Raw genomic sequence first — 16,433 nt, 5'->3', positions numbered from 1 at the left:
TCAGAAGGCTTGGGTGGCTTGCAACCACCAACGCGGGCCGCGCTCGCTGTCGGACTGGTTGGTGTCGCCGGCTCGCACCGCGATGCAGGCGTTCAGGTTCAGGCCCGCCGTGGTCCGATGGCTCAGCAGCGCGCCGACGCCGGACGGGTGCCGCACGTTGCGTGCATCGTTCGGCAGCGCCTGGTGATGCGCGCGGCCGAAGGCGGCATCGAAGAAGCCGCCGAGCTGCCAGGTGGCCGACAGCGGGTGGCGCAGTTCGATCGTCAGCAGCGCCGCCTCGTCGGACGAAGCCTCGCCGGGCCCGTACGCTCGCACGCCGCCGTAGCCGCCGAGGCCCATCTGTTCGGAACTGTCGAGGTTCTCGGTGGCGGCCTGCCCGCTGGCGCGCAACGCCAGCAGCAGGTCCGGATTGAGCGGGCGTTGATGACTCCACTGGCCGGAGAGCTTGTGGTACCGGCCTTGGGTGCGATAGCCCGCCGCATCGATCTCGGCGCTGGCGGCATCGAGCGCGACACGGCCTTCGGTCCAGCTGACGCTCCATTGCGTGATCGATCCGGTGCCCGCGTCGCCGCGGTCGCCCGACAGGCCCAGCGTGGTGGCTGCGACCCGCTTGTCGGCCGACGTGGCCATGCTGCCGACGCTGTCATGCAGCTGCTTGCGGTCGTGCAGCAATTGCAGGTTCAGGTTGGTGTCCCGGCTGCGCTGCAACGGGTGCAGCAGGTAGGCGCTGGCGATGCGGGCCGTGCCGCTGGCTTGCAATGCCAGGAAGTCTCCGCCGAGCCGGTAGCGCATGTCCGACCAGGCGGCCCCCAGCTGCGTGCCGGCGGCACCGACCGGCAGCTGGTACGCGATGCGGCCGTAGCCGAGCCCGCCGTCCGACGTCAGCGCGCGCAGCGACAAGGTATCGCCCAGCCACAGGGGGTTGTTCAATTGCGCGCCCGCGCCGTAGCGCGCTCTGCCGGTCGACGGGTTGCCGAAGTTGTCGGCGCCGAGGTCTGCACCGGCGCGCGCGCCCCGCGTGAGGCGGACATCCAGGTCGGTGGTGCCGACGGAGGCACCGGGCCGCAAGGTCGATTGAACGTCGATGCCCGGCAGGTCGCCCAACAGCAGCAAGGCCCGCTCCAGCGGTGCGCCGCGCAGCGAGTCGCCTTCGGATCCGATGCCCAGCAGCAGGCCGAGCCGTGCTTCGGCGAGTGGCGTGTCGTTCGCCACCTGGCGCCGGCCCAGCCGGCCTTCGAGCACGGCAATCTCGATCCGGCCCTCGTCGATGCGCTGCGCCGGCAGGTAGGCGCGGGCCAGCAGCAGGCCGGCTTCGCGATGGCGGCGCGTCACGCGGGCGGCAAGCTCCTGCAGTTCGGGCAGCGACATCGTCTTGCCGACGGCATCGGCGAGCAAGGCATCGAGCTCGACCGTGGGCACCGCCTGGCTGCCGGTCACGACGATGCGCCTGACGAGCACCCGCGGGCCCGCGTCGAGTGTCAGGGCCGGCCGGTCTTCCGGCGGCTCGGGCAGCGCGGTCGGCTGGGTCCGCTGGGTGGCGGGCGGGTGGATCTCGTTGGACAGCTGCCCGGCATCGGGCGCCGCGAGGGCCCACGACGCTGCGAACCCCATGAAGCATGCCGCGCCGGCATGCTGGAAAGCGGAGCGTCGAACATCTCTTGTCGTCACGTTGCGGCCTGCCGATGGCTTGGGAGGCTGACAATCTGGACGCCGAATTTGCAGTCAATGTGGATTCTTCGCGAGCGGCCCCAAATAAGCCTTGGATGCGCGGCGTCAACCCCGATTGACGCTCCCGGCACCCGCGCGCACAGTGCCGCGGCGCATGTCGCGCGAGGAGACCGACACCATGAAGACTTCCCGGCTGACGCTCACGCTGTCCGGTGCGCTGTTGTTCGCACTCGGCCTCACCACCGGCCTGACGGCGCAGACGCTGACCGATTCACCGCAGCGCGCGGAGCAGAAGCGCGCCGACCTGAGCGGCACGCCCAACATGGAGGTGATCGCGTCGATCGTCGAACTGAAGCCGGGCCAGAGCAGCAACCTGCACGTGCACCATGGCGTCGAAGCCTTCCACGTGCTGCAGGGCGCGATGGTGCAGGCGCCGGGCAAGGACGCGGCGATGATGCCGACCGGCCTGACCGGGCTGAACCTGCGCGACGTGCAGCACGGCAGCTTCAAGGTGGTCGGCGACGTGCCGTTGAAGCTGTTCACCGTGCACGTCGTCGACAAGAATGCCCCGCTGTACGACTTCGTCAAATGACGACCCGGGAACCATGACCTACACCGCCGCGGCCAACCGCTACGAGACCATGACCTACCGCCGCTGCGGCCGCAGCGGCCTGCAGCTGCCGCTGCTGTCGCTCGGCCTGTGGCACAACTTCGGCGATGCCACGCCGCTCACCGAGCAGCGCGCGCTGCTGCGCACCGCCTTCGACCTGGGCATCACCCATTTCGATCTCGCCAACAACTACGGCCCGCCGTATGGCAGCGCCGAGAGCAACTTCGGCCGCGTGCTGCGCGAGGACTTCAAGCCCTATCGAGACGAGCTGGTGATCTCCACCAAGGCCGGCTACGACATGTGGCCGGGCCCGTACGGGCAGGGCGGCGGCTCGCGCAAATACGTGCTCGCGAGCCTCGACCAGAGCCTGCGCCGCATGGGGCTCGATTACGTCGACATCTTCTATTCGCACCGTTTCGATGCCGCGACGCCGCTCGAGGAAACCGCATCGGCGCTCGCCACCGCGGTGCAGTCGGGGCGCGCGCTGTATGTGGGCATCTCGTCGTACTCGGCGGGCAAGACTGCCGAGATGGCCAGGCTGCTGCGCGAGCGCGGCGTGCCGCTGCTGATCCACCAGCCGTCGTACAGCCTGCTGAACCGCTGGATCGAAGGCGAGCTGCTCGCCACGCTCGACAGCGAAGGGGCAGGCTGCATCGCCTTCAGCGCGCTGGCCCAGGGGCTGCTGACCGACAAGTACCTGAACGGCATCCCGGCCGATGCGCGCATCAACAAGCCGGGCGGCGGCTCGATGAAGGCGGAGCACCTGTCGGACGCCAACCTGGAGCGGGTGCGCGGGCTGCGGGCGATCGCGCAGAAGCGCGGGCAGTCGCTCGCGCAGATGGCGCTGGCCTGGGTGCTGCGCGACCCGCGCGTGACGACGGCGCTGATCGGCGCGAGCCGGCCCGAGCAGCTGCGCGAGAACGTCGCGGCGCTGGCGCGGCTCGATTTCAGCGCGCAGGAACTGGCCGAGATCGACCGCCATGCGCAGGACGGCGGGCTGGACCTGTGGGCCCACTCCAGCCGCGACGAGGCGTTCTGACGTCGCGACGCCGATCAGCGGTGCGGTTCGACTTCGTAGTCGCAATCGCAACCCTGGTCGGCGGCGATCAACCGCGCCACCAGCCGGGCGGCCACGCGGCGCAGCCAGGCCGGCCCGCGCAACGCGCGCGCCCGCAGCAGCACGCCGCAGCGGTAACCGCCCTGTTCCTCCCACACCAGCGCCGCACAGGCCCCGTGCCGGCGCCGGCTCATCAGCACGCCGACCGGGCAGGGCTCGCTCGCACAGCACACGCCGCAGCCGTTGCAGGGCTGGCCGAGCGGCGGCTTGGGTGGCGCGGCGGGGTGGATTTCGATGGTGCGGCGCATGTCGGGCGGATGAATCCACCAAAGGAGTCACGCGATTGTCGTCCGCACGAAACACGCCGATCCCACGACGTGGACCGCAGAATTCCAACGGTGTTACAGTCCCGGCCGTGACTTCAGGTCCTTCCCGTCCCCTTGCTGGTTGAGCAGTCAAGGCGGGTCGCAATCCGCCAGTCGGTCTAGCCGTGTCGCGGAAGGTTTGTAACCCACTACAGCGCTGGAAACCAGTGCGAAAGGTGAGCGAAATGATGCAGGAATACAGGTCGAACTCGTACCTGTTCGGGGGCAATGCGCCCTACGTCGAAGAGATGTACGAGGCCTACCTCGACAACCCGGGCTCCGTGCCCGACAACTGGCGCGCCTACTTCGACGCGCTCCAGCACGTTCCTGCCGCCGACGGTTCGTCGGCTGCCGACGTACCGCATGCACCGGTCGTCGAATCATTCGCTCAACGCGCCAAGGCCAACGCCTTCGGCAACAAGGCCAGCAGCGCCGACCTCGCGGTCGCCCGCAAGCAGGTCCATGTCCAGTCGCTGATCGCCGCCTACCGCGTGCTCGGCGCCCGCTGGGCCGACCTCGACCCGCTGAAGCGCGTCGAGCGCCCGAAGATCCCCGAGCTGGAACCGGCGTTCTACGACCTGAGCGAGTCCGACATGGACATCACGTTCAGCGCGACGAACACCTACTTCAGCACGTCCGAGCAGATGACGCTGCGCCAGATCGTGCAGGCGCTGCGCGAAACCTACTGCGGCTCGATCGGCGCCGAGTACATGCACATCACCGACCAGCCTGAAAAGCGCTGGTGGCAGCAACGCCTCGAAGCCATCCGCTCGAAGCCGAACTTCACGGCCGAGCAGAAGAAGCAGATCCTGAACCGCCTGACGGCCTCCGAAGGCCTGGAGCGCTACCTGCACACGAAGTACGTCGGCCAGAAGCGCTTCTCGCTCGAAGGCGGCGAAAGCTTCATCGCGTCGATGGACGAGCTGGTGCAGCGTGCCGGCGAGAAGGGCGTGCAGGAAATCGTGATCGGCATGGCCCACCGCGGCCGCCTGAACGTGCTGGTCAACACGCTGGGCAAGATGCCCAAGGACCTGTTCGCCGAGTTCGACCACACCGCGCCCGAGAACCTGCCTTCGGGCGACGTGAAGTACCACCAGGGCTTCTCGAGCGACGTCACCACCGACGGCGGCCCGGTCCACCTGAGCCTGTCGTTCAACCCGTCGCACCTGGAGATCGTCAACCCGGTCGTCGAAGGCTCGGTCAAGGCCCGCCTCGACCGCCGCGGCGACAAGGAAGGCGACACCGTGCTGCCGGTGCTGGTGCACGGCGACGCGGCCTTCGCCGGCCAGGGCGTCGTGATGGAAACGCTGGCGCTCGCGCAGACGCGCGGCTACTACACCGGCGGCACCGTCCACGTCGTCATCAACAACCAGATCGGCTTCACGACCAGCGACCCGCGTGACACCCGCTCGACGCTGTACTGCACCGACGTGGTCAAGATGATCGAGGCGCCGGTGCTGCACGTGAACGGCGACGACCCCGAAGCGGTCGTGCTGTGCACGCAGCTCGCGCTCGACTACCGCCAGGAGTTCAACAAGGACGTGGTGGTCGACATCGTCTGCTTCCGCAAGCTCGGCCACAACGAGCAGGACACGCCGGCGCTGACGCAGCCGCTGATGTACAAGAAGATCGCGCAGCACCCGGGCACCCGCAAGCTGTACGGCGACAAGCTGGTGGCCCAGGGCGTGCTGCCGGCCGACGGCCCGGACGCGATGGTCAAGGAATTCCGCGCCGCGATGGACGCCGGCAAGCACACCATCGACCCGGTGCTGACCAACTACAAGAGCAAGTATGCGGTCGACTGGTCGCCGTACCTGAACAAGAAGTGGACCGATTCGGCCGACACCGCGCTGCCGCTGGCCGAGGTCAAGCGCCTGGCTGAGCGCATCACGACGGTGCCGGCGAACTTCAAGCCGCACCCGCTGGTCGAGAAGGTGCTGGCCGACCGCGCCGCGATGGGCCGCGGCGACATCAACATGGACTGGGGCATGGGCGAGCACCTCGCCTTCGCATCGCTGGTCGCGAGCGGCTACCCGATCCGCCTGTCCGGCGAAGACAGCGGCCGCGGTACCTTCACGCACCGCCATGCGGTGCTGCACGACCAGAACCGCGAGAAGTGGGACGAAGGCACCTGGACGCCGCTGCAGCACGTGGCCGACAACCAGGCCCCGTTCGTCGTGATCGACTCGCTGCTGTCCGAAGAAGCGGTGCTCGGCTTCGAATACGGCTACGCCAGCGCCGACCCGAACACGCTGACCATCTGGGAAGCGCAGTTCGGCGACTTCGTCAACGGCGCGCAGGTGGTGATCGACCAGTTCATCGCGTCCGGCGAGGTCAAGTGGGGCCGCGCCAACGGCCTGACGCTGATGCTGCCGCACGGCTACGAAGGGCAGGGCCCGGAGCATTCGTCGGCACGCCTGGAGCGCTTCATGCAACTGGCCGCCGACAACAACATGCAGATCGTGCAGCCGACCTCGGCCAGCCAGATCTTCCATGTGCTGCGCCGCCAGATGGTGCGCATGTTCCGCAAGCCGCTGGTGATCATGACGCCGAAGTCGCTGCTGCGGAACAAGGACGCCACGTCGCCGCTCGTCGAGTTCACGAAGGGCGAGTTCAAGACGGTGATCCCCGAGGCGAATGCCGAGATCGCGGCCGACAAGGTCAAGCGCATCGTCGCGTGCTCCGGCAAGGTCTACTACGACCTGGTGAAGGCCCGGGCCGAGAAGAAGGCCACCGACGTGGCGATCATCCGCGTCGAGCAGCTCTACCCGTTCCCGCACAAGGCCTTCGCGGCCGAGGTGAAGAAGTACGCCAACGCGACCGAGATCGTCTGGTGCCAGGACGAGCCGCAGAACCAGGGTGCGTGGTTCTTCGTGCAGCACTACATCCACGAGAACATGGTCGACGGCCAGCGGCTGGGCTATGCGGGTCGCCCGGCATCGGCTTCGCCGGCGGTGGGTTATGCGCACCTGCACCAGGAGCAGCAGAAGGCGCTGCTCGACCAGGCCTTCGCCAAGCTCAAGGGCTTCGTCCTCACCAAATAAGCAAGTCGTGGTGCAGCCTGCCGGCCCGGTGGCCGGCGCGGCTGCAACCGTGCTGAACACCCAGAAAGAACCTCATGGCAATCGTAGAAGTCAAAGTTCCGCAGCTGTCCGAATCGGTGGCCGAAGCCACCCTGCTGCAATGGAAGAAGAAGCCCGGCGAAGCCGTGGCCATCGACGAGATCCTGATCGAGATCGAGACCGACAAGGTCGTGCTCGAAGTGCCGGCGCCGGCCGCCGGCGTGATCGCGCAGATCGTCAAGAACGACGGCGAGAGCTGCACCAGCGATGAAGTCATCGCCCGGATCGACACCGAGGCCGCTGCCCAGGTGAGCCCGCTCGAGATCAAGGCGGTGCCGGCACCTGCGGCCGCGCCTGCTGCCGCCGCGGCGCCCGCGGCTGGTGGCAGCAAGGGCGATGTCGCGATGCCCGCGGCCGCCAAGCTGCTGGCCGACAACAACCTGTCGACCAGCTCGGTGGCCGGCACCGGCAAGGACGGCCGCGTGACCAAGGGCGACGTGCTGGGCGCGATCGCCGCCGGCGCGAAGCCGGCCGTCGCCGCACCGGTGGCAGCGCCCGTCGCCGCATCGGTGGCCAAGCCGCTGCCGTCGGTTGCCGCACCGGTTTCGCAAAACCTGGGCGATCGTCCTGAGCAGCGCGTGCCGATGAGCCGCCTGCGCGCCCGTGTCGCCGAGCGCCTGCTGCAGTCGCAGGCCACCAACGCCATCCTGACCACGTTCAACGAAGTGAACATGGCCCCGGTCATGGAGATGCGCAAGAAGTTCCAGGAGAAGTTCGAGAAGGAGCATGGCGTGAAGCTGGGCTTCATGAGCTTCTTCGTGAAGGCCGCGGTCGCCGCGCTGAAGAAGTACCCGGTGATCAACGCCAGCGTCGACGGCAACGACATCGTCTACCACGGCTACTTCGACATCGGCATCGCGGTCGGTTCGCCGCGCGGCCTGGTGGTGCCGATCATCCGCAATGCCGACCAGCTGAGCTTTGCCGACATCGAGAAGACCATCGCCGGCTTCGGCCAGAAGGCCAAGGACGGCAAGCTGTCGCTCGACGAGCTGACCGGCGGCACCTTCTCGATCTCGAACGGCGGCACCTTCGGCTCGATGCTGTCGACGCCGATCATCAACCCGCCGCAGTCGGCCATCCTCGGCGTTCACGCCACGAAGGACCGCGCGGTGGTCGAGAACGGCCAGATCGTGATCCGCCCGATGAACTACCTCGCGATGTCGTACGACCACCGCATCATCGACGGCCGCGAAGCCGTGCTGGGCCTGGTCGCGATGAAGGACGCGCTGGAAGATCCGGCTCGCCTCCTGTTCGACATCTAAACAGGAACCACGATGAGCAAATCATTTGACGTCGTCGTCATCGGCGGCGGCCCCGGCGGCTACATCGCGGCGATCCGCGCGGCGCAGCTGGGCTTCAACACCGCCTGCATCGACGAGTGGAAGAACGAGAAGGGCGGCCCCGCCCCCGGCGGCACCTGCACCAATGTCGGCTGCATTCCGTCGAAGGCGCTGCTGCAGTCGAGCGAGCACTTCGAGCATGCCGGCCATGCCTTTGCCGACCACGGCATCGGCCTGAAGGACCTCAGCATCGACATCGGCAAGATGCTGGGCCGCAAGAACGCGGTCGTGAAGCAGAACAACGACGGCATCCTGTACCTCTTCAAGAAGAACAAGGTGTCGTTCTTCCACGGTCGCGGCTCGTTCGTGAAGGCGACCGAGGGCGGCTATGAGATCAAGGTCGCCGGCGCCGCTGAAGAATCGATCGTCGCGAAGCACGTGATCGTCGCCACCGGCTCCAACCCGCGTGCGCTGCCCGGTGCGCCGTTCGACGAGGAGCTGATCCTCAGCAACGACGGCGCGCTGCGCATCCCCGCGGTGCCGAAGAAGCTGGGCCTGATCGGCGCCGGCGTGATCGGCCTGGAGATGGGCTCGGTGTGGCGCCGCCTCGGGGCCGAGGTGGTGGTGCTCGAAGCGCTGCCGGCCTTCCTCGGCGCGGTCGACGAGCAGATCGCCAAGGAGGCCCAGAAGGCCTTCAACAAGCAGGGCCTGAAGGTCGAGCTGGGCGTCAAGATCAGCGAAGTCAAGACCGGCAAGAAGGGTGTCACCGTCGCGTACGCCAACGCGAAGGGCGAAGCGCAGACGCTCGAGGTCGAGAAGCTGATCGTCTCGATCGGCCGTGTCGCGAACACCATCGGCCTGAACCCGGAAGCCGTCGGCCTGAAGCTCGACGAGCGCGGCGCGGTGGTGGTCGACGACGACTGCAAGACCAACCTGCCGAACGTCTGGGCGATCGGCGACGTGGTGCGCGGCCCGATGCTGGCGCACAAGGCCGAGGAAGAGGGCGTCGCGGTGGCCGAGCGCATTGCCGGCCAGCACGGGCACGTCAACTTCAACACGATCCCGTGGGTGATCTACACCTCGCCGGAGATCGCGTGGGTCGGCCAGACCGAGCAGCAGCTGAAGGCCGCGGGCCGGGCCTACAAGGCCGGCACCTTCCCGTTCCTCGCGAACGGCCGGGCGCGTGCGCTGGGCGACACGACCGGCATGGTCAAGTTCCTCGCCGACGCGAAGACCGACGAGATCCTCGGCGTGCACATCGTCGGGCCGATGGCGTCGGAGCTGATCTCCGAAGCGGTGGTCGCGATGGAGTTCAAGGCCTCGGCCGAGGACATCGCGCGCATCTGCCATGCGCACCCGTCGCTGAGCGAAGCCACGAAGGAAGCCGCCCTGGCCATCGACAAGCGCACCCTCAACTTCTGATCGGGCGCTGCCGCTGTCGATGGTCTCCGTCACCGAGTTGTACCGGCAGACGCTCGCGGAGCGCGGCTACCAGAGCGACCCGGCGCAACTCGCCGCGGTCGCCGCGTTGCAGCGCTGCCAGGACGAGTGGGAAGCCTACAAGGCGCGGCGCAGCAACGCGATCACGAAGCTGCTGGTGCGCCCGCCGCTGCCGCGCGGTGTCTACATGCACGGCGGGGTGGGGCGCGGCAAGAGCTTCCTGATGGACTGCTTCTTCAACGCCGTGCCGCTGCAGCGCAAGACGCGGCTGCACTTCCACGAGTTCATGCGCGAGGTGCACCGCGAGCTCGCCGAGCTGAAGGGCGTCGTCAACCCGCTCGACGAGCTGGGCGCGCGCATCTCGCGGCGCCACCGGCTGATCTGCTTCGACGAGTTCCACGTCGCCGACGTGACCGACGCGATGATCCTGCACCGGCTGCTCGACAGCCTGTTCGCGAACCGCGTCAGCATCGTCACCACCTCGAACTTCAAGCCCGACGACCTGTACCCGAACGGGCTGCACCGCGACCGCATCCTGCCGGCCATCGAGCTGCTGAAGCAGAAGCTCGAGGTCATCAGCGTCGACAACGGCACCGATTACCGACGCCGCACGCTGGAGCAGGTGACGCTGTACCACACGCCGCTCGGCCCCGAGGCCGATGCCGCGATGGCCGACGCCTTCACGCAATTGGCCGAAGCCAGGGACGAGCCGCCGGTGCTGCACATCGAGCACCGCGAGCTGCATGCGCGGCGCAAGGCCGGCGGCGTGGTGTGGTTCGACTTCAAGACCTTGTGCGGCGGACCGCGTTCGCAGAACGACTACCTGGAACTCGCGACGCAGTTCCACACCGTGCTGCTGTCGGATGTGCCGCAGATGCCGCCACGGCTGGCGTCGGAGGCGCGGCGTTTCACCTGGCTGGTCGACGTGCTGTACGACCGCCGTGTGAAGCTGATCCTGTCGGCCGCGGTGCCGCCGGAAGAGCTGTACAAGGACGGCCCGCTGGCGCACGAGTTCCCGCGCACGGTGTCGCGGCTCAACGAGATGCAGTCGAAGGAATTCCTGTCGCTCGAACGCCGGGACGTGGATACTCGGCTGACATGATGGACCCACCCCCGAAGGCGCTTCGCGCCTCCCCCTCAAGGGGGCGCCGCCAGCGGCCCGGCAGAGCCGGCTCCGCGGCGTCCGCTGGATCGTTCTGGTCTGGCGTGCTGGCTTCTTGTCTGGCTGCATTCGCGGCAGTGGGCGCCTGTGCCGCGGAGCCGTCCAGCCAGGCCGAGCGCGAGCGCATCGCGAAGCAGCGCCAAGCGGCCGAGGTGCAGTACGCGCAGCGCGAGGCCGAGTGCAAGCGCCGCTTCGTCGTGACCTCGTGCATCGACCAGGCGCGTGCCGACCGGCGCCAGTCGCTCGACAACCTGCACCAGCAGGAGATCGCGCTCGACGAGGTGGAGCGCCAGCAGCGCAGTGCCGAGCACCGCCGCCGGCGCGAGGCGAAGGCCTGGGACGAGATCAACAAGCCGCCGCCGGAGCCGCGTGCGCCGCGCGTGCCGAAGCAGCGCGAGGCGAAGCCGCTGCTGCCGCCATCGGCCGCGTCGCGGCCGGCACCGGTCGACCGCAGCGCCGACGAGCAGCAGGCGCGCGAGCGCTTCGAGGCTCGCCAGCGCGAGGCGCAGGCCCACAAGGAAGAGATCGAGAAGCGCAACCGCGACAGGGCGGCGAAGCGCAAGCCGGCACTGCCGATGCCCGCCGCGTCGTCCCCGTGAATGCCATGTCGCCCGGATGCCGATCCGGGGAGCGCGTCAGCCCAGCGCGTCGATCCGGATGAGAGCCAGCGACAGGTTGTCCCCCGTCCCCCGAGCCCGCTGGCGTGCCTTCGTCACCAGCATCTCGCTCGCCTCGCGCGGCGGCAGCGTGTGCACGATCGCGCCGAGCTCCTTCGGGGTGAAGTAATGCCACAGCCCGTCGCTGCACGACAGCACCGAATCGCCGACCTGCAACTGGTCGATGTGGTGCAGCGTCAGTGGCGGGTCCTGGTAGGTGCCGAGGCAGCCGGTCAGCAGGTTCGACTGCGGGTGGGTGTTGGCCTCGTCCTCGCTGATCTGGCCTTCGTCGACCAGGCGCTGCACGAATGAATGGTCGATGGTGCGGCGGACCATGTCGGGCCCACGGAAGTGGTAGCAGCGCGAATCGCCGGCGTGGATCATGTCGCACTCGCGCGACGGGCTGATCAGGAAGGCCACCGCGGTGCTGTGCGGTTCTTCCTCGGCGGTGATCGCGGTCAGCTTGATCATCAGGTGGGCTTCGAGCACCAGCTGCTTCAGCAGCTCCGACGGATCGTCCTGGTTCGGGCTGTAGCGCTCGAACAGCTGGCGCGCGGTGAGCACCACCTGGTCGGCGGCCTTGCGCCCGCCGCTCTTGCCGCCCATGCCGTCGGCCAGCACTGCGAGGGCACACCCGGGAACCCGGTGGTGGGGCAGGATCTCGACCTGGTCCTGCTGGTAGGCTCGGTCGCCACGGTGCATGCCGGTGGCGGCATTCAGCCGATATCCTGGGGGTGTGCTCATGGGCGAAAACTATAATCGCTTTGCCCTCACATTCACTTGCAATACTCCGCGACGTTCTCCTCGATGGACGACAACCTGCACTCGCCGCAGCGCCGCCTCATCGAGCTCCGGATGGAACACGCCGACCTCGACAGCCTGATCGACCTGGCCGGCGACGACGCTCCGCGCGACGAACTGATGATGCGCCGCCTGAAGAAGCGGCGCCTGGCCCTGCGGGACCAGATCTCGAAACTGGAAGCCCAGCTTGACCCTCCCGAACCCGCCTGATCTGACACCGCTCGAAGAGGCCGTGGCCGAAGCCTTTGCGCAGGGCGGCGCGCTGTCGCAGGCCGACGAGCGCTATGTCGAGCGCGAGGTGCAACAGCGCATGGCGCAGCAGGTGGCGCAGGCGATCGACGGGCGGCATGCGCTGGTCGCCGAGGCCGGTACCGGCGTCGGCAAGACCTTCGCGTACCTGGTGCCGACGCTGCTGTCGGGCGCGCGGGCGTTGATCAGCACCGCGACCAAGAGCCTGCAGGACCAGCTCTTCCTGCGCGACCTGCCGCGGCTGCGCGATGCGCTCGGGCTGCCGGTGACGATCGCGCTGCTGAAGGGCCGCGCCAGCTACCTGTGCACGCACCGCATGAACCAGGCGCGCCAGTCGGCCCAGCTGCCCGACCGCTGGGCGGTGCGCACGCTGGCCAAGATCGAGACCTGGTCGCGCTCGACCGCCAGCGGCGACCTGGCCGAGCTCGACGGGCTGGACGAACGCTCCAGCGTGATCCCGCTGGTCACCTCCACCCGCGACAACTGCCTCGGCAGCGAGTGCCCCGACTACCGCCAGTGCCATGTGATGAAGGCCCGGCGCGACGCGATGGCGGCCGACCTGGTCGTCGTCAACCACCACCTGTTCTTCGCCGACATGGCGCTGCGCGATTCGGGCGTGGCCGAGCTGCTGCCGAGCGTCGAGGTGGCGGTCTTCGACGAGGCGCACCAGCTGGCCGAGGCCGGCGTCGCCTTCCTCGGCACGATGCTCGGCACCGGGCAGGTGATCGATTTCGCGCGCGACATGCTCGGCGCCGGCCTGCAGCTGGCGCGCGGCCTCGCGCCGTGGCAGGACCTGGCCGCCGCCTGCGACAAGGCCGCGCGCGAGCTGCGCATGGCCGCGGCCGGGCCGATGCGCGAGGTGCGCGGCAGCCTGAAGCTGCGCTGGGACGAACGCGCCGGGCGTGCCGATTTCGGCGCCGCGCTGCAGGGCGTCGCGCAGGCGTGCGAAGCGGCCCAGCTGGGGCTGGACACCGTCAGCGAGATCGCCCCGGACTTTTCGAAGTTGATGGAGCGGGCGCAGAACTTCCGCCGCATGGCCGCGCAGTTCGAGCAGGAGGCGGCACCGGGCAAGGTGCGCTGGATCGACCTGTCGCCGCACCAGGCGCGGCTGGTCGAGTCGCCGCTCGACATCCGCGACGCGTTGCGCGAGCAGATGGACGCGGCGCCGCGCGCGTGGATCTTCACGTCGGCGACGCTCGGCGACGACGAGCGGCTGTCGTGGTTCACCGAATCGGCGGGGCTCGACGACGCGCTGACGCTGCGCGTCGGCAGCCCGTTCGACTACCAGGCGCATGCGCGGCTGTACATCCCGGCCGCGTTCCCGAAACCGAACGAGCCGGCGCATCCGCCGGCGGTGGCTGCGCTGGCCGCGCGCTGCGCGCGGGCGCTGGGCGGGCGCACCTTCGTGCTGACCACCACGCTGCGGGCGCTGCAGACGGTCGGCGACCGCCTGCGCGACACCTTCGAGACCGAGGGCGACAACATCCAGGTGCTGATGCAGGGCTCGATGCCGAAGCGGCAGCTGCTGCAGCAGTTCCTCGCGCAGCCGCGCTCGGTGCTGGTCGGCTCGCAGAGCTTCTGGGAAGGCATCGACGTCCCCGGCGATGCGCTGCAGTGCGTGATGATCGACAAGCTGCCGTTCCCGCCGCCCACCGATCCGCTGGTCGAGGCGCGGGTCAAGCGGCTGGAGAGCGAGGGTCGCAATCCGTTCGCCGAGTATTTCATCGCCGAGGCGGCGGTGTCGCTGAAGCAGGGCGCGGGGCGGCTGATCCGCAGCGAGACCGACCGCGGGCTGCTGGTGATCTGCGACCCGCGCATGGCCGGCATGAACTACGGCAAGCGGCTGCGCGATGCCTTGCCGCCGATGACGCGGGTGATGGCCGAGTCGGACGCCCTCGAATGGCTCGAAGGCCTGCAGGCGCAGGCGCTGCCGTTCTAGCGTTCTACTGCGCCGTCGCCGGCACGGGTTCGGACGCGATGAACTCGCTGTTCGGGTAGTTCTGGCGCAGCACCCGGCCCGCGTCGTCGCGCAGCTGGACCAAGCCGAGCTTGTCGTAGCTCATCACCATCAGGTGCAGCGCTTCTTCGGTCGCCGGGCTCTGCTGGAATTCCTGCACCGTCTGCTGCGCCCGGTTCGCGGCGGCCACGTAGGCCCCGCGGCGGTAGTAGTAGCGGGCCACGTGCACCTCGTACGACGCCAGCGAGTTGACGATGTAGCGCATGCGCGCCTGTGCGTCGGGCGTGTACTTCGACTGCGGGAACTGGTCGACCAGTTGCTTGAACGACTGGAACGAGTCCTTCGACGCCTGCTGGTCGCGCTCGGACAGGTCTTGCCGCGCGATGCTGCTGAACAGGCCGAGGTTGTCGTTGAAGTTGACGACGCCCTGCAGGTACAGCGCGTAGTCGAAGGCGGGGCTGGTCGGGTGCAGCTTCAGGAAGCGCTCGAGGATCGACAGCGCGGTCGCCTTCTCGCCGGTCTTGTAGTTCAGGTAGGCTCGCTCCAGCGTCGCCTGCTGCCCGAGCGGCGTGCCGGCGGCACGGCCTTCGAGGCGTTCGTAGAGCTTCAGCGCACGTTCGTAACTGCCGGCATCGGCTTCGGACTTCGCCTCTGCATACAATTTCTCGACGGTCATCCCGGCCGTTTCGTCTTTCGGGGTCGAGCCACAGGCCGTGAGCAGCGCGGCCAGCACGGCCACCGATGCCAGGGCCGACCACCGGCCAACCAAGCGAATCACATTCATGAGCCTCGTGGCGCCACCGCTGCGGCGCTTCCTGTCGAAAGAAGAGCGGCGATTATATGGTTCACCCCTCCAGCGACCTGTCGCTCCCCCCTGAGTCCGTGCAGGGCATCGACGCCACCGAGGCGGGCGACGAAGCGCTGGAGGCCGGCGTTGCCGATGCGCCCGAGCGCCGCGTCGCGCTGATCGACCGCAGCCTGCACGGCGTGCGGCTCGACAAGGCGCTGGTCGCGATGGCCGGCGAGTTCTCGCGCAACCACCTGCAGACGCTGATCGAAGGCGGCCATGTGTGGGTCGACGAGCGGCCGATGACGCAGGCCTCGCGCAAGGTGTCGGCCGGCCAGCAGCTGGTGGTCGAACTGGTGCCGACGCCCGAGAGCCGCGCGTTCCGCCCTGAAGCGATGGCGCTGCCGATCGTGTTCGAGGACGAGTCGCTGATCATCATCGACAAGGCGCCGGGCATGGTGGTTCACCCGGCGGCCGGCAACTGGTCGGGCACGCTGCTGAACGGGCTGCTGGCGCACCACCCGGCCGCGGCGACGCTGCCGCGCGCCGGCATCGTGCACCGGCTCGACAAGGACACCTCGGGGCTGCTGGTGGTCGGCAAGACGCTGCAGTCGGTGACGGCGCTGGTGCGGGCGATCGCCGCCCGCGAGGTGCAGCGCGAGTACCAGGCGCTGGTGCACGGGCGGGTGCCGTCGCAGCCGTTCCGCATCGACGCGCCGCTCGCGCGCGATCCGCAGTCGCGGGTCAAGATGGCCGTGGTGGGCAGCGGCAAGCCGGCGCAGACCGATGTCAGCCGCGTCGCGCTGGCGGAGTTCGACGAGGGCGCGGTGAGTGCGGTGCGTTGCAAGCTGCACACCGGGCGCACCCACCAGATCCGCGTGCACCTGGCGACACGCGGCCACGCGCTGCTGTCGGACGCGCTGTACGGCGGGCGCCCGGGGCTGGGCCTGACGCGCCAGGCGCTGCATGCGGCGCGGCTCGGTTTCGCGCACCCGGCGAGCGGGCAGCCGATGCAGTTCGAGGCCGCGCCGCCGGCCGACCTGGCCCGCGCCTGGCAGCAGGTCGTCGAGGCCTCGGAGAAAGCCCTGTAGAACCCAGGTGACAGGCTTGCCGGAGGGCCTATACAATGGCGCACAATCGCTCCCACCCCAGGAAGCGACGGCGCCAACGTGAATGGCGCGCAGCACGGATTGCTGCACAGAGGTCGTCCATGGATGCTGTCAAGGCGGACGCCTCGAATCCGACGCTCCAAGCGCTCGACAGCCTTCGCCAATGACGT

Annotated in this window: 14 protein-coding genes; 10 read left to right on the top strand and 4 right to left on the bottom strand. The window is 68.7% G+C overall.

What is annotated here, in order from left to right:
* Positions 1 to 1,611 (bottom strand): ShlB/FhaC/HecB family hemolysin secretion/activation protein, encoded by a 1,611-nt coding sequence (locus ASC98_RS26390; protein WP_056808764.1) that lies wholly within the window; start codon positions 1,609 to 1,611, stop codon positions 1 to 3.
* A 235-nt stretch (positions 1,612 to 1,846) separates the two neighbouring features.
* Between ASC98_RS26390 and ASC98_RS26385 the strand changes: the two genes are divergently transcribed.
* Complete coding sequence (locus ASC98_RS26385) at positions 1,847 to 2,260, top strand: cupin domain-containing protein (protein WP_082542316.1); 414 nt, start codon at positions 1,847 to 1,849, stop codon at positions 2,258 to 2,260.
* A 13-nt stretch (positions 2,261 to 2,273) separates the two neighbouring features.
* Entirely contained in the window at positions 2,274 to 3,317 is a 1,044-nt protein-coding gene (gene mgrA, locus ASC98_RS26380) for an L-glyceraldehyde 3-phosphate reductase (protein WP_056808765.1), read from the top strand.
* Between the two features lie 14 nt (positions 3,318 to 3,331).
* On the opposite strand, the gene ASC98_RS26375 is transcribed toward mgrA, so the two are convergent.
* Complete coding sequence (locus ASC98_RS26375; RefSeq protein ID WP_056808766.1) at positions 3,332 to 3,643, bottom strand: hypothetical protein; 312 nt, start codon at positions 3,641 to 3,643, stop codon at positions 3,332 to 3,334.
* Between the two features lie 242 nt (positions 3,644 to 3,885).
* On the opposite strand from ASC98_RS26375, the gene ASC98_RS26370 reads away from it, so the two are divergent.
* The 5 genes from ASC98_RS26370 to ASC98_RS26350 all read left to right on the top strand — a co-directional run bounded on the left by ASC98_RS26370 (position 3,886) and on the right by ASC98_RS26350 (position 11,303).
* Positions 3,886 to 6,744, top strand: coding sequence for a 2-oxoglutarate dehydrogenase E1 component (locus ASC98_RS26370; RefSeq protein WP_056808767.1), 2,859 nt, complete (start codon positions 3,886 to 3,888; stop codon positions 6,742 to 6,744).
* A 74-nt stretch (positions 6,745 to 6,818) separates the two neighbouring features.
* A complete protein-coding gene (odhB, locus tag ASC98_RS26365) occupies positions 6,819 to 8,084 on the top strand; it encodes a 2-oxoglutarate dehydrogenase complex dihydrolipoyllysine-residue succinyltransferase (protein WP_056808768.1) in 1,266 nt (421 codons plus the stop codon).
* Between the two features lie 12 nt (positions 8,085 to 8,096).
* Positions 8,097 to 9,524 (top strand): dihydrolipoyl dehydrogenase, encoded by a 1,428-nt coding sequence (lpdA, locus tag ASC98_RS26360; RefSeq protein WP_056808769.1) that lies wholly within the window; start codon positions 8,097 to 8,099, stop codon positions 9,522 to 9,524.
* Between the two features lie 19 nt (positions 9,525 to 9,543).
* A complete protein-coding gene (gene zapE / locus ASC98_RS26355) occupies positions 9,544 to 10,644 on the top strand; it encodes a cell division protein ZapE (protein WP_056808770.1) in 1,101 nt (366 codons plus the stop codon).
* A 104-nt stretch (positions 10,645 to 10,748) separates the two neighbouring features.
* Entirely contained in the window at positions 10,749 to 11,303 is a 555-nt protein-coding gene (locus tag ASC98_RS26350; protein WP_056808771.1) for a hypothetical protein, read from the top strand.
* A gap of 36 nt (positions 11,304 to 11,339) precedes the next feature.
* On the opposite strand, the gene ASC98_RS26345 is transcribed toward ASC98_RS26350, so the two are convergent.
* On the bottom strand, positions 11,340 to 12,104 hold the full coding sequence (locus tag ASC98_RS26345; RefSeq protein WP_056808772.1) for a PP2C family serine/threonine-protein phosphatase: 765 nt from the start codon (positions 12,102 to 12,104) through the stop codon (positions 11,340 to 11,342).
* A gap of 63 nt (positions 12,105 to 12,167) precedes the next feature.
* Here ASC98_RS26345 and ASC98_RS26340 point away from each other — a divergent pair, with 63 nt between their 5' ends.
* Positions 12,168 to 12,371: a YdcH family protein gene (locus ASC98_RS26340; protein ID WP_056808773.1), complete on the top strand. Its 204-nt coding sequence runs from the start codon at positions 12,168 to 12,170 to the stop codon at positions 12,369 to 12,371.
* A 100-nt stretch (positions 12,372 to 12,471) separates the two neighbouring features.
* Entirely contained in the window at positions 12,472 to 14,349 is a 1,878-nt protein-coding gene (locus ASC98_RS26335; RefSeq protein WP_082542317.1) for an ATP-dependent DNA helicase, read from the top strand.
* Between the two features lie 4 nt (positions 14,350 to 14,353).
* Here the strand turns inward: ASC98_RS26335 and ASC98_RS26330 are convergent, their stop codons facing one another.
* Entirely contained in the window at positions 14,354 to 15,151 is a 798-nt protein-coding gene (locus tag ASC98_RS26330; RefSeq protein ID WP_056808774.1) for an outer membrane protein assembly factor BamD, read from the bottom strand.
* A gap of 107 nt (positions 15,152 to 15,258) precedes the next feature.
* Between ASC98_RS26330 and ASC98_RS26325 the strand changes: the two genes are divergently transcribed.
* On the top strand, positions 15,259 to 16,245 hold the full coding sequence (locus ASC98_RS26325) for an RluA family pseudouridine synthase (RefSeq protein WP_369821166.1): 987 nt from the start codon (positions 15,259 to 15,261) through the stop codon (positions 16,243 to 16,245).
* Positions 16,246 to 16,433 lie beyond the last annotated feature (188 nt).

Origin of the sequence: Rhizobacter sp. Root1238 (assembly GCF_001425825.1) — a bacterium.
Lineage (GTDB): Bacteria > Pseudomonadota > Gammaproteobacteria > Burkholderiales > Burkholderiaceae_C > Rhizobacter.
This window is presented reverse-complemented; position numbering and strand designations above follow the sequence as displayed.

Coding starts and splice junctions, on each gene's coding strand:
- ASC98_RS26390 (WP_056808764.1), bottom strand. CDS start 1,611: ATGGGGTTCGCAGCGTCGTGGGCCCTCGCGGCGCCCGATGCCGGGCAG.
- ASC98_RS26385 (WP_082542316.1), top strand. CDS start 1,847: ATGAAGACTTCCCGGCTGACGCTCACGCTGTCCGGTGCGCTGTTGTTC.
- mgrA (WP_056808765.1), top strand. CDS start 2,274: ATGACCTACACCGCCGCGGCCAACCGCTACGAGACCATGACCTACCGC.
- ASC98_RS26375 (WP_056808766.1), bottom strand. CDS start 3,643: ATGCGCCGCACCATCGAAATCCACCCCGCCGCGCCACCCAAGCCGCCG.
- ASC98_RS26370 (WP_056808767.1), top strand. CDS start 3,886: ATGATGCAGGAATACAGGTCGAACTCGTACCTGTTCGGGGGCAATGCG.
- odhB (WP_056808768.1), top strand. CDS start 6,819: ATGGCAATCGTAGAAGTCAAAGTTCCGCAGCTGTCCGAATCGGTGGCC.
- lpdA (WP_056808769.1), top strand. CDS start 8,097: ATGAGCAAATCATTTGACGTCGTCGTCATCGGCGGCGGCCCCGGCGGC.
- zapE (WP_056808770.1), top strand. CDS start 9,544: ATGGTCTCCGTCACCGAGTTGTACCGGCAGACGCTCGCGGAGCGCGGC.
- ASC98_RS26345 (WP_056808772.1), bottom strand. CDS start 12,104: ATGAGCACACCCCCAGGATATCGGCTGAATGCCGCCACCGGCATGCAC.
- ASC98_RS26340 (WP_056808773.1), top strand. CDS start 12,168: ATGGACGACAACCTGCACTCGCCGCAGCGCCGCCTCATCGAGCTCCGG.
- ASC98_RS26335 (WP_082542317.1), top strand. CDS start 12,472: ATGGCGCAGCAGGTGGCGCAGGCGATCGACGGGCGGCATGCGCTGGTC.
- ASC98_RS26330 (WP_056808774.1), bottom strand. CDS start 15,151: ATGAATGTGATTCGCTTGGTTGGCCGGTGGTCGGCCCTGGCATCGGTG.